The 14,253-nt window shown below is 74.0% G+C and carries 12 protein-coding genes and 1 riboswitch; all 12 genes read right to left on the bottom strand.

What is annotated here, in order from left to right; translation table 11 throughout:
* Nucleotides 1-33: 33 nt before the first annotated feature.
* The 12 genes from AB0L74_RS23505 to AB0L74_RS23450 all read right to left on the bottom strand — a co-directional run bounded on the left by AB0L74_RS23505 (nt 34) and on the right by AB0L74_RS23450 (nt 14,027).
* Nucleotides 34-975, bottom strand: a complete 942-nt coding sequence (locus tag AB0L74_RS23505) for a Ppx/GppA phosphatase family protein (RefSeq protein WP_365655617.1) — start codon at nt 973-975, stop codon at nt 34-36.
* On the bottom strand, nt 972-1,511 hold the full coding sequence (locus AB0L74_RS23500; RefSeq protein WP_365655614.1) for a DUF501 domain-containing protein: 540 nt from the start codon (nt 1,509-1,511) through the stop codon (nt 972-974). The genes AB0L74_RS23505 and AB0L74_RS23500 overlap by 4 nt, the downstream gene beginning before the upstream one ends.
* 104 nt (nt 1,512-1,615) lie before the next feature.
* Nucleotides 1,616-2,092, bottom strand: coding sequence for a septum formation initiator family protein (locus tag AB0L74_RS23495; protein WP_365655611.1), 477 nt, complete (start codon nt 2,090-2,092; stop codon nt 1,616-1,618).
* A gap of 103 nt (nt 2,093-2,195) precedes the next feature.
* Nucleotides 2,196-3,476, bottom strand: a complete 1,281-nt coding sequence (gene eno / locus AB0L74_RS23490; protein WP_365655608.1) for a phosphopyruvate hydratase — start codon at nt 3,474-3,476, stop codon at nt 2,196-2,198.
* Between the two features lie 283 nt (nt 3,477-3,759).
* Nucleotides 3,760-4,521 (bottom strand): transglycosylase family protein, encoded by a 762-nt coding sequence (locus AB0L74_RS23485; RefSeq protein WP_365655605.1) that lies wholly within the window; start codon nt 4,519-4,521, stop codon nt 3,760-3,762.
* 4 nt (nt 4,522-4,525) lie between these two features.
* Nucleotides 4,526-4,692, bottom strand: a riboswitch (cyclic di-AMP (ydaO/yuaA leader).
* A gap of 182 nt (nt 4,693-4,874) precedes the next feature.
* Nucleotides 4,875-5,993, bottom strand: coding sequence for a transglycosylase family protein (locus AB0L74_RS23480; protein ID WP_365655602.1), 1,119 nt, complete (start codon nt 5,991-5,993; stop codon nt 4,875-4,877).
* Between the two features lie 180 nt (nt 5,994-6,173).
* Nucleotides 6,174-7,466, bottom strand: coding sequence for a cytochrome P450 (locus AB0L74_RS23475; RefSeq protein WP_365655599.1), 1,293 nt, complete (start codon nt 7,464-7,466; stop codon nt 6,174-6,176).
* An 88-nt stretch (nt 7,467-7,554) separates the two neighbouring features.
* Nucleotides 7,555-8,538, bottom strand: coding sequence for a nucleoside triphosphate pyrophosphohydrolase (locus AB0L74_RS23470; RefSeq protein ID WP_365655596.1), 984 nt, complete (start codon nt 8,536-8,538; stop codon nt 7,555-7,557).
* Nucleotides 8,539-8,695: 157 nt separating this feature from the next.
* On the bottom strand, nt 8,696-9,343 hold the full coding sequence (locus tag AB0L74_RS23465) for a SurA N-terminal domain-containing protein (protein WP_365655593.1): 648 nt from the start codon (nt 9,341-9,343) through the stop codon (nt 8,696-8,698).
* A 140-nt stretch (nt 9,344-9,483) separates the two neighbouring features.
* The gene (locus tag AB0L74_RS23460) at nt 9,484-11,001 is read right to left on the bottom strand and encodes a serine/threonine-protein kinase (RefSeq protein WP_365655768.1); all 1,518 of its coding nucleotides are present in this window, start codon (nt 10,999-11,001) and stop codon (nt 9,484-9,486) included.
* Between the two features lie 17 nt (nt 11,002-11,018).
* Entirely contained in the window at nt 11,019-11,651 is a 633-nt protein-coding gene (locus AB0L74_RS23455; protein ID WP_365655590.1) for a hypothetical protein, read from the bottom strand.
* Nucleotides 11,652-11,825: 174 nt separating this feature from the next.
* A complete protein-coding gene (locus AB0L74_RS23450) occupies nt 11,826-14,027 on the bottom strand; it encodes an N-6 DNA methylase (RefSeq protein WP_365655587.1) in 2,202 nt (733 codons plus the stop codon).
* Nucleotides 14,028-14,253: the final 226 nt, after the last annotated feature.

Here is a 14,253-nt window from a genome sequence, read left to right as displayed (position 1 = left end):
GGCCGGGCGGGGCGGCACCGTGGCGGGCGCGGCTTACGCCACCGACCAGGCGATCCCGTCGAGGATGTCGTGCTCGCTCACCACGACCTCCCGCGCTCCGATCCGCTCCATGACGGACAGCAGTACGAGGGCGCCGGCCCCGATCACGTCGACGCGGCCCGGGTGCAGGGACGGGATCGCGGCGCGCTCGGCGTGGCTGGAGCGGAGCAGGTGGCCGGTGATCTCCCGGACCCGGTCGAGGGTGACGCGGGAGTGGTGGATGGCGGTGGAGTCGTACTCCGGGAGCTCCTGGGCGATGGCCGACACCGACGTCACCGAGCCGGCCAGGCCGACCAGCGTGCGGGCCTCGCGCAGCGGGACCGTCCGCTCGGCGAGGTCGAGGGCCGCCTCGATGTCGGCGCGCATGGCGGCGATCTGCTCCTCGGTGGGCGGGTCGGTGACCGCGCCGTCGCGCAGCAGGTGCCGCTCGGTCATGCGGACGCAGCCGACGTCGACGGAGCGGGCCGCGCGGACGTGGTCGTCGCCGACGACGAACTCGGTGGAGCCGCCGCCGATGTCCACCACCAGGAAGGGGCGGTGCAGGTCGGCGCGCCCCGCGAGCTCCTTGGTGGCACCGGTGAAGGAGAACTCGGCCTCCTGGTCGCCGGTGATCACCTCGGGTTCGACGCCGAGGATGTCCAGCACGCCGCGGACGAAGTCGTCGCGGTTGGAGGCGTCGCGGGAGGCGGAGGTGGCCACGAACCGCAGCCGCTCGGCGCCGTGCCCCTTGACGATCTCCGCGTACTCACGGCAGGCGGCGAAGGTCCGCTCCAGCGCCTCGGGGGCGAGCCGGCCGGTGCGGTCGACGCCCTGGCCCAGACGGACGATGGTCATGCGCCGGTCCAGGTCGACGAGTTCGCCGGTGGCCGGATCGGCGTCGGCGACCAGGAGCCGGATGGAGTTCGTACCGCAGTCGACGGCGGCGACACGGGTCACTTCTCGTCCTCCCCACAGGTTCCGGGAGCCGTCACGCACGGTCCCTTGCGCCACCACTGAGGCAGCATCGCGAGCGCCTCGTCGCCGAGCGGGTTGACGCCCGGCCCGGCCGCCAGCGAGTGGGCGACCAGCACGTGCAGGCACTTGACCCGGTCGGGCATGCCGCCCGCGCTCGGGAAGTTCCTCAGCTCCTCGATCTCGTCGCGGCGCCGGATGTAGTCCTCGTGGGCGGCGCGGTAGGCGGCGGCCAGCTCCGGGTCGGTCCCCAGCCGCTCGGTCATCTCCTTCATCACGCCCTCGGCCTCCAGCGTGCCGATGGCCGAGTTGGCGCGCGGGCACGTCAGGTAGTACAGCGTGGGGAAGGGCGTGCCGTCGGGCAGCCGCGGTGCCGTCTCCACGACGTCCGGCTGCCCGCACGGGCAGCGGTGGGCGATGGCGCGCAGTCCGCGCGGCGGCCGCCCGAGCTGCTGCTTGAAGGCCGCTACGTCCGCGTCGGTGGGCTCGGTGCGCGGGGTGGGCGGCGGAGGGGTTTCCATGGCTGTCTTCAGGCTGTCTTTCTGTCCGTGGATACGTGCTGTCCCGGGATACGTGCCGTCCGGGGACGCGTGCTGTCCGGGACGCGTGTGTCCCGGGGACGCGGTCACCGGCCGGCGGCGTCGGCGGTGTCCACCCCGTCCCAGACGTTCCGGTACCAGGGGCGGTCGGCGGCCCCCAGGTCGGTGCGGGACTGCTTGCCCGCGCCGGGGTCGACGACGATGTACCCCGTCTCGCCCGGCATCACGTAGTGCAGCCGCCGCCGAATCTGCTGCTCCGCGTACGCGTCATCCTGCCAGCGCGCCTTTTCGTCGCGCAGGCGTTCGACGCGTTCCTGGGTCTGCTGCTTCTGCCGGCGGAGGTCGGCGATCTCCCCGCGCTGGGCGACGTACTGCCTTATGGGGTAGGCGAGCGCCACGACGAGGGAGCAGACGACCATCGCCAGCAGCGCGGCCCGGCCGGTCAGCCGGGAGCGGCGGGCCTGGCGCTTGGTCTGCGAGCGGTAGACCCGGGCCGCCGTCTGCTCGCCGAGCAGCCGGATCCGGGTCGCGGTGGAGAATCGGTCCCGGTCCTTCACCGCCATGTCCCCGGCCTCCCGTTTCACCGTCCTACGTGCGTACGTCCCCGCACACGGTACGGGACCGGGTACGGGGACGTACGTCCGACGCTTCCTACGAGGCGGTGGCTCAGCCCTTGAAGCGCGGGAAGGCGCTGCGGCCGGCGTACACCGCGGCGTCGTCGAGGATCTCCTCGATGCGCAGCAGCTGGTTGTACTTGGCGACGCGCTCGGAGCGGGCCGGGGCGCCGGTCTTGATCTGGCCGCAGTTGGTGGCGACGGCCAGGTCGGCGATGGTGACGTCCTCGGTCTCGCCGGAGCGGTGGGACATCATGCACTTGTAGCCGTTGCGCTGGGCCAGCTCGACGGCGTCGAGGGTCTCGGTCAGCGAGCCGATCTGGTTGACCTTGACCAGCAGGGCGTTGCCGGCGCCCTCGTCGATGCCGCGCTGGAGGCGCTCGGGGTTGGTGACGAACAGGTCGTCGCCGACGAGCTGGACCTTGTCACCGAGCTTGGCGGTGATGGTCTTCCAGCCCTCCCAGTCCTCCTCGTTCAGCGGGTCCTCGATGGAGACCAGCGGGTAGGCGTCGACCAGCTCCGCGTAGTACTCCGTCATCTCCTCGGCCGTGCGCTCCTTGCCCTCGAAGACGTACACGCCGTCCTTGTAGAACTCGGTGGCGGCCACGTCCAGGGCCAGGGCGACCTGCTCGCCGGGGGTGTAGCCGGCCTCCTTGATGGCCTCGATGATCAGGTCGAGGGCGGCACGGTTGGAGTCCAGGTTCGGGGCGAAGCCGCCCTCGTCGCCGAGGCCGGTGGACAGGCCCTTGTTCTTCAGGACCTTCTTCAGGGTGTGGTAGACCTCGGCGCCCCAGCGCAGGGCCTCGGAGAAGGACTCCGCGCCGATCGGGGCGATCATGAACTCCTGGATGTCCACGTTGGAGTCGGCGTGCGCGCCGCCGTTCAGGATGTTCATCATCGGCACCGGCAGCAGGTGCGCGTTGGGGCCGCCCAGGTAGCGGAAGAGCGGCAGGTCGCTGGCCTCGGAGGCGGCGTGGGCGACGGCGAGGGAGACACCCAGGATGGCGTTGGCGCCCAGGGAGCCCTTGTTGTCGGTGGCGTCCAGGTCGAACATGGCCTGGTCGATCAGGCGCTGCTCGGTGGCGTCGTAGCCGACCAGCTCCGGGCCGATCTGCTCGATGACGGCCAGGACGGCCTTCTCGACGCCCTTGCCCTGGTAGCGGTTGGTGTCGCCGTCGCGCAGCTCGATGGCCTCGAAGGCGCCGGTCGAGGCGCCGGACGGAACGGCGGCACGACCCGTGCTGCCGTCGTCGAGGCCGACCTCGACCTCGACCGTGGGGTTGCCTCGGGAGTCCAGGATTTCCCGGGCTACGACGACGTCGATGGACGGCACGAGCATCTCCTTCTTGGATGTGACGCGGGTGGGCAGGACCGCGGCGGTTCTGCCAGAGAAACCGTGTGGCTCTGCGGGACGAGCCTAACCGGCTCCGGGCGATCGGCCAGCCGGTCACCCACCCGTTGGGCAGAACCGAGAGTAAATTGTTTCCGAACGGAACAAATATGTCTCCCCGTACGGGCCGGTAACACGGGGTGAAAAAAGCCCGCCCCGGCGCGTACGGGGGATACGCACCGGGGCGGGTGGCCGCGAGGGGGCCGGACGGGCCGGACGCCGCGCCTTACTTCAGGTGCAGCTGCTGGCCCGGGTAGATGAGGTCGGCGTCCTCGACGATGTCCTCGTTCAGCTGGAACAGCTTCTCCCAGCCGCCCTTGACGTCGTGCTTCTCGGCGATGGTGCTGAGGGTGTCGCCCTCGACGACCTTGTACTCGCCGTCGCCCTTCTGGACCTTCTCGCCGGTCGGGGTGGTGACGGTCTTCTGGGAGGCGGCCGGGCGCTCCTCGGAGCGGGAGGCCTTCTGCTCGGTGGAGCGGGTCGTGGTCTCGGGCTGGGCCGCCGACGAGCCGGCCGAGGAGCCCGCGGTGGAGCCCGCGGAGGAACCGGCCGAGCCGCCGGAACCGGTGTCCGAGCCGCTCGACGAGCCGGCCGCCGCGCCGCCACCGGTGTACGCGGCGCCCGACAGGCCCGTGCCGCAGACCGGCCAGGCACCCTTGCCCTGGCCCGCGAGCACCTTCTCGGCGATCGCGATCTGCTGCTCCTTGCTGGCCTGGTCGGCGGTGGCGGCGTACTGCGTGCCGCCGTACGCGGCCCAGGTGGAGGCGGAGAACTGCAGACCGCCGTAGTAGCCGTTGCCGGTGTTGATGGACCAGTTGCCGCCGGACTCGCACTGGGCGACCGCGTCCCACTCGGAGGCGGTGGCGGCGGAGGCGTTGCCGGCCGCCATCAGCGGGGCGGCGACGGCGGCGCCGGTGACACCGGCGAGCGCGAGGGCGCGGGTGGCCTTGGACGGACGACGGTGCTTGCCCTTGCCGGAAAACAGCATGGATCGATCCCCTCACCGACGCCTGCGAGGTGAGCTGTCGGGTTCGGGCCGGTTGAGTTGCCCGGCCGGGTCCCTCGCGGGACTCGGCTCCACCCCTAGCCGCCCCGGCTCAACTGCCCGGCGCGGCGCCTACCTTGGTTCCCCCGCTCCTGCCTGCGGCGCGTGACGCGACGACTGTTCCCGGGCGGCCGCTGGCAGGATTCGGCGTTGCGGCAGCCGGGGCCCGCGATGGCGAGCGATCACGACCGTAGGCAGGGAACCGACGGAATTTCAAAGACGATCAGGGCTTCTGAGACCTATCTCTCACCGCGTTTATAACGGACATCACCCCCGAACCCGGGCGCGAACTCCCGCTACTTTTCGCCCGTTTCGGCCGTGACCGCAAGCTTCTGACCGGGAAGGATGTGGTCCGGGTCGGCGCCGATCGTCTCCTTGTTGCCGGCGTACAGCCCCTGCCAACCGCCGCCGAGGTCGAGGGAGTCGGCGATGGCCCACAGACTGTCGCCGCGGCGGACGGTATAGGAGCCGTCGACGGCCTCGCGCGCGGCCTCCTCGCCGCGCGAGGCGTGCCGCCCGGAGGAGGCACCGCCGCGGCGGTCGGCGGGGTTCTCGTCGGCGCTGGTGCCGCGATGGCGGCCGCCGCCGGACGACCCGGTGTCCGTCAGGCCGGAAATGGCGCCCTCTTGGCCGGAGTTGCCCGATCCGCCGCCTTCGGGGGCGGCCGGAGCCCGGGTGGAGCCGGAGGCGCCACCGGAAGCGGAATCAGCTATTGTGTCCGGCTTCGGCGATTCGTCCCCCGTGTTCGACGGCGCGTCAGAAGGGCCGGAGCGGGGTGGCGTAGAGGATGATTCGGGTGTTCCGGAGGATTCGGAAGATGCGGAGCTTTCGGATTCCGCGGAGCCGGCGGAGGAGTCCGGCGACGCGGACGGATCCGCGGAGGAGGACGAGTCGGAAGACCCCGACGAGCTCGACGAACCGGATGATTCGGGCGAATCGGTGGACTCGGTGGACGTCGTGCCGTCCGGTCCGCCGGACGCGTCCGGGGACGCGGAGGACGCGCCGTCCGCGAGGCCCGTGCCGCCGGCGGCCGACCCGGCACCACCGCTCAGGCCGGCCAGCAGACCGCAGGTCGGCCAGGCGGTGATGCCCTGGGCGGCGAGCACCTTCTCGGCGATTCTTATCTGCTGGGAACGGCTGGCCTGGTCGGCGCTGGACGCGTAGGCGAGTCCGCCGTACTTCTCCCAGTCGTCCTGGGTGAGTTGCAGACCGCCGTAGTAGCCGTTGCCGCTGTTCTCGCTCCAGGCGCCGCCGGTCTCGCACTCGGCGACCCGGTCCCAGGTCGTACCGTCGGCCGCGCTTGCGCCGGAGGCCCCCAGGAGCGGGATCGCGATGGCGGAGCCGGTCACTCCGGCGGCGACCACGAGGGCCGGAGCCTGGCGGGGGCGGCGGTGACGACCGTTCCCGGAGAGCATGCGGAGACCTTTCGCGAGACGACAGGGACCGCGCGGCGGGTGACGCTGGGCGCCGCGCTGATCCGTGAACGTATAGGCATACGATCACTTGTCACAAGTTCATGCCGCGTAGATCACACGAAGATCACAGAGGTGAACGGCTGTCACCTTTTGGTGGCGGCCGGTCGGTTCGCGGGCCGGTCAGGGGGCGGGTGTGAACGTCACGGGCAGCGTGCGCAGGCCCCGCATGATGAGCCCGCCGCGCCAGCGCAGGTCGGCCGGATCTGCCGCCAGACGCAGGTCGGGCAGACGGGTCAGGAGCGTGGCCAGCGCGGTCTGGCCCTCCAGCCGGGCCAGCGGGGCGCCGAGGCAGTAGTGGATGCCGTGGCCGTACCCGAGGTGCTGGTTGTCCCGGCGGGCGAGGTCGAGGGTGTCCGGGTCCGCGAAGCGCTCCGGGTCCCGGTCCGCGGCGGCGAGGACGACGAGGACCGGGTCGCCGGGTGCGATGTCCTGCCCGCCGAGGGTGAGCGGCTCGGTGGCGAACCGCCAGGTGGCCAGCTCCACCGGCCCGTCGTAGCGCAGGAGTTCCTCGACGCCGGTCTCCAGCAGGCCGCGTTCCCCGGCGGCGAGGGACCGCTGGAGGCGGGCGCGCTGCCCGGGGTGGGTGAGCAGGGCGTAGGTGCCGTTGCCGATGAGGTTGACGGTCGTCTCGAAGCCGGCGAACAGGAGGATGAACGCCATCGCCGCGGCCTCGTTCTCGGTGAGGTGCTCGCCGTGGTCGGAGGCGCGGATGAGGCCGGAGATCAGGTCCTCGCCGGGGCCGGGCTCGGGCGGCAGCGCCTCGCGCTTGCGGTGGATGAGGTCGGCGAGGTACCCGCGCATCTTCTTCACCGAGCGGGCGACCCCGCCCCGGGGGCCGCCCTGGTGGCGGATCATCATGCCCGCCCAGTCGCGGAAGTCGTCCTGGTCCTCACGGGGAACGCCGAGCATGTCGCAGATGGCGTAGATGGGCAGCGGGAAGGCGAACTCGTGGATGAGGTCGGCCTCTCCCGCGGGCGCGAACCGGTCGATGAGCCGGTCGGCGAGCTCCTGCACGCGGGGGGCGAACTCGGCGACGCGGCGGGGCGTGAACGCCTTGCTCACCAGGCGGCGCAGCCGGGTGTGGTCCGGCGGGTCGATGTTGAGCAGGTGCGTCATCAGCTCCGCCTTGCGCTCGCCGGGGATGCCGGTCTTGCCCTTGGCGTGCGCGGGCTCGGCGTGGTGCGCCGGGTTCTTGGAGAGGCGGTTGTCGGCGAGCGCCTGCCGGGCGTCGGCGTACCGGGTGACCAGCCATGCCTCCACCCCGCTGGGCAGCGTGGTCCGGTGCACGGGGGCGTGCTCGCGCAGCCAGGCGTAGGCGGGGTAGGGGTCGGCGGCGAACTCCCAGGTGAAGAGGGCGGGGGCGGGCCCGGACGGGGCGGGGGACGGGGTGGTGCGGTGGGGCTGGTCGGTCACCCCCCGACCGTATCGGCGGGGGTGCGGGAGCGCCGGGCGAGGGGTGGGGCGGCGCGTTGGCGACGCGCTCCCACGCCCCCCGGGGGCGTTAGCCGGCCACCCCCTCGGCGGCCCGTACCGCGTCCCGGTACGCGCGGGCCGCGCTGCGCAGGGCCGCCTCGGGGTCCACCCCGGCCGCCTCCGCGCGCACCGCCAGCGCCAGCAGCTCGTAGCCGATGCCCTCCCCCGCCGGGAGCGGCACGTCGAGCCCGGCCGTGCGGACCCGGGACGCCAGCTTCGCCGCGAGGGCCAGACCGGGCTGGCCGAGCGGGATGCCCTCCGTGACGGAGGTGCGCCGCTTCTCGACCGCCTTGGTGCGCAGCCAGTGCTCCTTGACCTCCTCGGGAGTGGTCGCCGTGGCGTCCCCGAAGACGTGCGGATGGCGGTGGATCAGCTTGGCGACGATGCCGGCGGCCACGTCGTCGACGGAGAAGGGGGCCTGCGGATCCTCCTCGGCGATCCGCGCGTGGAAGACGACCTGGAGCAGGACGTCGCCGAGCTCCTCGCGCAACTCCTCGCGGTCGCCGTCCTCGATGGCCTCGACCAGCTCGTACGCCTCCTCGATGGCGTACTTCGCCAGGCCCTCGTGGGTCCGCTCGGACGACCAGGGGCACTCGGCGCGGATGCGGTCCATGACCTGCACGAGGTCGAGCAGGCGGGCGCCCGGCAGGTCGTAGGAGGCGGGCAGCAGCTCCAGCTCGGGCATGCGGACGCGGCCGGATCCGGCGAGCCGGGCCAGGCCGTCGGTGAGGGCCGGCTCGCCCTCGCCGGTGGCCACCACCACGACCGTACGCCCCCCGGCGCAGGCGCCGACCAGGTCCTCGGCGGTGGGGGTCGCCTCGTCGACGGCTATCCCCGCCTCGCGCAGATACGGCAGCTGCGGGTGTGCCCCGTCCGCGCACAGCACGCGGTCGGCCCCGCGCAGAGCCTGCCAGGCGGGCCAGGACAGCAGGCCGGGGGCGACGCGGTGACTGGTGGTGAGCAGAACGATACGGCCGGGGTCGGGGACGGCTGCGGAGCTGGTTGCGTTCACGCTCCGAACGTAACGCACACCGCCGACGGGGCCGCGCGTCGTCCACAGGCGCCCGGGGCCGCACGGGCGCCGGGCGCCTCCGGGTTGTCCACAGGGTGCGCGGGAGGGCCGGCGCGGCGGCCGGGCGGGCCGGCGAGGCCCTCCGCCCGGCCGCCGGCTAGTAGGCCGTCTGCCCGGCGCCCGCCGCGGACACGTCGCGCAGCCATGGCGTCTTCACGTCGGCGCGGCTGCTCTTGTCGGCGTCCCAGGTGCCGTAGCGCGGGTTGAGGTCGATGTCGAGCTTCTTCGACGCCTCGGACAGGGCCTTCCAGAATTCCGGCCGGCTGGTGTCGGTGCCGAGCTTCTCGGCGAGCTTCTGGGCCTCCAGCTGGAGGCGGAGGTTGTCGTCGAGGCGTTCGGGCGCGACGTCGTACTGCTCCAGCCAGGCCGTCTCCAGCGCCTGGGCGCCGCCGACCTGCCGCTCCAGGCCGGTGCGCATCCGCTGGACCTCCTTGCGGCTGACGGTGACGCCCGCGTCCTGCGCGGCGCGGTGCAGCACCCGGTCCAGGACCATGCTCTGGAGGGTGGTGCGGGTGAGGGTGCCGGTCCGGGCGACGGCCTGCGCGTACCGGGCGTCGTCCCGCACGGCGGCGCGCTGCGCGGCACGTACCTCGCCGACCCGGTCCTCCAGCTGGGCGACGGTGATCCGCTGGCCGCCGACGACGGCCGCCGCGCCGGGGCGCGCGTCGTTACCGCAGGCGGTCAGGAGGGGCGCCGCGGCGATCGCGGCGGTAACGAGGAACGCGGTGCGACGGCGGCGGTGCAAGGGGACCTCCCAGGGGGATTGTGCGGCGGTGCACAAGGTCTTGCGGTGATCGATGGTAGGCAGTGGCCAAGCTCTGGCCAACCCATTCGACCAACGATTCACCGGGGCTTGCGGCACCGCCGCGCGCGCCGGCCGGGTGGTCAGCCGCGCACCTGGCCCAGCCACTGCAGCGTGCGGCGGATCTCCACCGCGAGCGGATGCCCGGGACCGTGCAGGTGTTCGATGTCGTGGTGGAGCCGGGCCAGCGTGTCGTGGGCGGCGGCGCGGTCGCCGAGGGCCAGCAGGAGGTGGCCGATGCGGCGGCGGACGTCGTGGGCGAGGTCCGGGTCGCCGGCGGCGACGTACTGGTTCTCGTAGTACGGCAGCAGCGCCCGGTACTCGGCGAGCGCCGCCGCCGGTTCGCCGAGCTGCTCCAGGCACTGGGCGGCGTCGTGGCGGAAGCGCAGGGACTGCGGGTCGGCGTGGCCGGCCTCGGCGGCGCGTTCGTCGGCGAGGCGGCGCAGCTCGGGCAGCGCGCGCCGGTACTGGCCGTCGTCCATGAGGGTGGCCGCGTACTGCTTGCGCAGGGTCCGGACCACGGGTGAGTGCTCGCCGTGCTGTTCGGCGGCGGCGGGCAGGATCGCGCCGAGGATGTCGACGGCCTGGGTGATGCGGCCCTCGCCGAGCAGGCGCTTGACCTCGTCGACGGCCCGGACGACGTCCGGTTTCCCGGCCCGCTCGGTGACCGGCGGCACCGGGGCGGGCTGCGGGGCGGGGGTGCGGGCGCGGTCCGGCCAGGGGGCGTGCGGGCGCAGGAAGGGGCGGGTCGGGTCGAGGGGCGCTCCGGCGGGGGTCCCGCGCGCGGGCAGGAGCGGCTCCAGGTGCTCGTACACCTCCTGCGCGGAGGCCGGGCGGTGCTGCGGGTCCTTGGCGAGCAGGCGCAGGACGAGTCTCTCCAGTGCCTCGGGCACCTCCGGGCGGACGCGGCGCACGGGCAGCGGCGGCTCGTACAGGTGCCGGTGCAGCACGCCGAGCGCCGTCGAGCCCGCGAACGGCACGTCGCCGCTGAGCAGTTCGTGCAGCAGGACACCGAGCGCGTAGAGATCGGTGTACGGGCCGACCGCGCCGCCCATCGCCTGCTCGGGGGCCATGTAGGCGGGCGACCCGATGGGCGTGCCGGTGTGGGTGAGACGGGTGGTGTCCGCGTCCATCACCGAGGCGACGCCGAGGTCGAGGACGGTCACCGTGCCGTCCTGTCGCACCATCACGTTGCGCGGCTTCAGGTCGCGGTGGACGATCGGCACGGCGTGCACGGCGCTCAGCACGGCGCACAGCTGCGCCGCGACCGCGACCGCCCACGGCCAGGGGTAGGGGTCGTGCTCGGCGAGGTGGTCGGAGAGGTCGGCGCCGTCGACGTACTGCATGACGAGGAACAGCTCCTCGCCCTCGCTGCCCGCGTCGTGCACCGTGACCAGGCCGGGGTGGTCGACCTGCGCGGTGACCCGGCACTCGCGCGCGAAGCGGCGGCGCAGTTCGTCCGCCTCCTGGCCGGCCACCCGGTCGGGGCGCAGCAGCTTCACCGCCACGCGCCGGTCCAGGCGCTGGTCGTACGCGGTCCAGACCTGGCCCATGCCGCCCTGCCCGATGAGCGTCGCCAGTTCGTACCGCCCGGCGACGATCCGTCCCGCCGCCACGGTCACCGTCCGCCCTCGTGGCCGCCGTCCTGCCGGCGCAGGTAGTCGCTGAGTTCGTCGAGCTCGGCGCGCACCTGGTCGATGCGGGCCGGCGCGGGACGCCGGGGCGGCGGGGCGGGGACGGGGGCGGAGGCGGGGGGCGGGGGCACGGCCGGGGCGTGCGGGGCGGGGGCGGGTATGGGGTGGCCGGGCATCGGGGCCAAAGGCGCGGCGGGGTACGGGGCCGGCGGCTGCGGGTAGCCGTACGACGGTGCGGGCGCCGGTGCCGGGTGCGGGGCGAAGCCGCCGTACCGGAGCTGGTGGAAGTGGCGCACGTCCGCGGAGAGGTAGTAGGCGATCACGACGACCAGCGTGCCGAGCAGCAGGCCGAGTCCGGTCCAGCCGCCGGCGGTGTGGATCTCGTCGCCGGGCTCGCTGCCCAGCAGGACGACGCTGACGATGTCGACCGCCAGCACGGCCGCGAACAGGCCCCAGTCGAGCGGCTTGCGGGTCACGATCGCCAGCCGCAGCGGCATCGTCCAGGTGAGGAAGCCGAGGCTGAGGATCGAGAGGGTCACGAACAGCACGCGCAGGAAGACCAGCCACCCCGTCGGGGGCGGCTGCTTCACCGGCTGCGTGTAGCCGTGGCCGTGCATGGCTGCTCCTGATGCCTGTGAGGGGGCGTGCGGGCGCGTCCGGTGCCGACGGCACCGGACGGTCGTGCGAGGTCGCTTCGAGCGTATAGGCCGACACGGACAACCGGTCCCGGGTTGTACCGAACCGTTGTCGCGCTGGTCACGCCGCACCCGCCCGCAGGGGTTAACGGTCCGTCAGCCGGGCGCCACCGTACCGTCCGTGAGGCCGTCGTACATGCCCCGCACGAGCTGTTCGCCGAGGCGCCCCGCGTGCTTGAGCGCCCGTTCGAACTCGTCCAGGGCGCGGAACCGGGCGCCGTAGCGGCGCTGTTCGGCGAGCGGGAGCCGGGGCAGCTGGAGGCGGCGCACGTCCAGGCGGGTGGCGGTGGACGCGTAGCTGCTGGCCTGGCGGGTGTTGGCGGTGCCGCGCAGGAAGCCGGCGAGGAACCAGGGGTCGAGGGCGGCGGGGTCGGGGCGCAGCAGGACGAGGTTGCGGCCCAGCGCGGCGCCGCTCGCCGCCTCGTCGATCACGCGTGCCACCGCGCCGCCGCCGAGCACCGGCAGGACGACGTCACCGGGCTGGGTCAGCACCGCCTCCTCGTCGCTCTCGGGCAACGTTCCGGAGGGACCCGTTCCGGCGAGGACGTCGTGGTCGGTGAGGACCGGCACGCGCGCGTGGCCGCCGTTTCCGCCGGTGCGCAGCACCAGGGCGCCGCCGCGGGCGAGTTCGCCGACGGTGGTCAGCGGCCAGCGGGGCGCGGACGGGGCGGCGTCAGCGGGCGGCGGGGTCAGCTCGGCGGTCAGGCGCAGGGTCTCGCCGAGGCGGTCGCGCACGCCGGCGAGCTGCTCGGCGCCGCCGGCCGCCGCCGGGGGCGGCAGATGGCGGGCGGGGGCCAGGTCGACGTCGTCGTCGAGCAGGTCGATCACGGGCAGGGAGCGGGCCAGGCCCGGCCGTTCGTCCAGGCGGCCGGCCCGGTCGTAGGCCCGCCAGGCGCCGAGCACCGCCTCCCGCACGCCCGGCCAGTCCGGGCCGCCGCGGCCCTCGCCGGCGAACCGGCCCGCGTCGGCGAGCAGCACCTCCGGGTGGGCGGCGGCCCTGCCGGGCCGGCGCAGCACCCACAGGTGGAGGGGGATGTTGTACGGCGGTGCCGCGCCGGCCGGCAGGGCGACGACGGCGCGCAGCGCGCCCCGGCGCAGCAGGTCGGCGCGGATACGGCGGCCGGAGCGGCGGGAGGCGGCGGCGGGGGGCATGAGCACGACCGCCGTGCCGCCGTCCGCGAGGCGGGCGAGCGCGTGCTGCACCCAGGCCAGCTCGGACTCCGTGCGGGCCGGGAAGCCGTACTCCCAGCGGGGGTCGTAGGCGAGTTCGTCGTGTCCCCAGTTGCGCTCGTTGAAGGGCGGGTGGCACAGGACGGCGTCGGCGCGCAGGTGCGGGTGGGCGTCGGCGCGCAGGGTGTCGCCGGCGGCGGCGCGGACGGCGGCGCGGGTGTGCAGGGCGAGCCGGAGGGCGGTGAGCGCGGCGAGTTCGGGGGCGCCGTCCTGGGCGTACAGCTCCTGGCCGGCCTGTTCGGGGCCGGCGGCGGCCGCGCACAGCAGGGCGCCGGCTCCGCACGCGGGGTCGAGGACGGTGCGGGCGGGGCCGGCGAGACGGGCCATGAGGTCGGCGAGAGCGGCCGGGGTGAGCGTGTACTGCCGGGGATTGGCGTCCAGGTGCCGCCCCAGCAGGAACTCGAACGTCTGCCGGGCACCCAGCTCGGCGGCCAGTTCGGCGGTGCCGCGCAGGAGGGGGGCGGAGGGGAGGAGTTCGGGGCCCGTGGGGACGGGGAGGGCGGGGGCGGAGGGAGCGGCCCCGGCGGAGCCGGAGGGACCGGGGCGGCCGGAGGCGGGGAGGGCGAGGCCCGCGGGGGCGGAGGGTGCGGCCGGGCTGTGAACCGTGGCGGCCGTGTCTTCGGTCCGCCCGTCGTTCACAGGGGCGGCGCCGGTCGCCGCATGACGTGGTGCCGTTCCGAAGCGCGGTGTGAACACCTGCTCCAGCGCACCCGGCAGCATCGCCGCGAGCCGCTCGTCGGAGCCCGCGCTCACCTCCAGCCAGACGGTGGGGCGGTCGTGGATCAGCAGCAGGGCGCACCCGGCGTGCGTGAGCGCGGTGACCGGCCCCGCGGGATGGCCCGCCAGGTGCTGCCAGAGGCGTTCGCGCAGCGGGACCTCGGCGAGCTTGCCGTGCCCGCGCAGCCATGCCTCCACGTCGGCCAGGGCGAAGGACGGGCTGGTCTCGGTGCCGCCGACCGGTTTGGGGAAGTCGGCGTGGCGGCGGCGCCAGTTGCTCACGGCCGCGCGGCCGACGCCGGCGAGCCGGGCGATCCCCGCCGCGGTCACTTCCGTCGCGTTGTCCTGCATCCGCCCCACTTCTTCCTCGTCCCCGCGCCCGTGCCGTGCCCGCGTGCCCGCTCATGCCCGTTCACGTGGCCGTTCCCCTGCCCCCGTGCACCGTGGCGTCGAGCATACCGGCGCACAAGTAAGCCAGGCGTTTACACGTGTGCGCGCGACGACTCCTGTGAACCGTGTTGACTCGATTCACAGGCTCTGTTCTTATTGACGCAGCGAACGATCAACCGCCGGTCGG

The sequence above is a fragment of the Streptomyces sp. NPDC052020 genome (genome assembly GCF_040680575.1).
GTDB lineage: Bacteria > Actinomycetota > Actinomycetes > Streptomycetales > Streptomycetaceae > Streptomyces.
The sequence above is the reverse complement of the archived record's forward strand: the minus strand, read 5'-3'. Positions and strand labels throughout refer to the sequence as shown.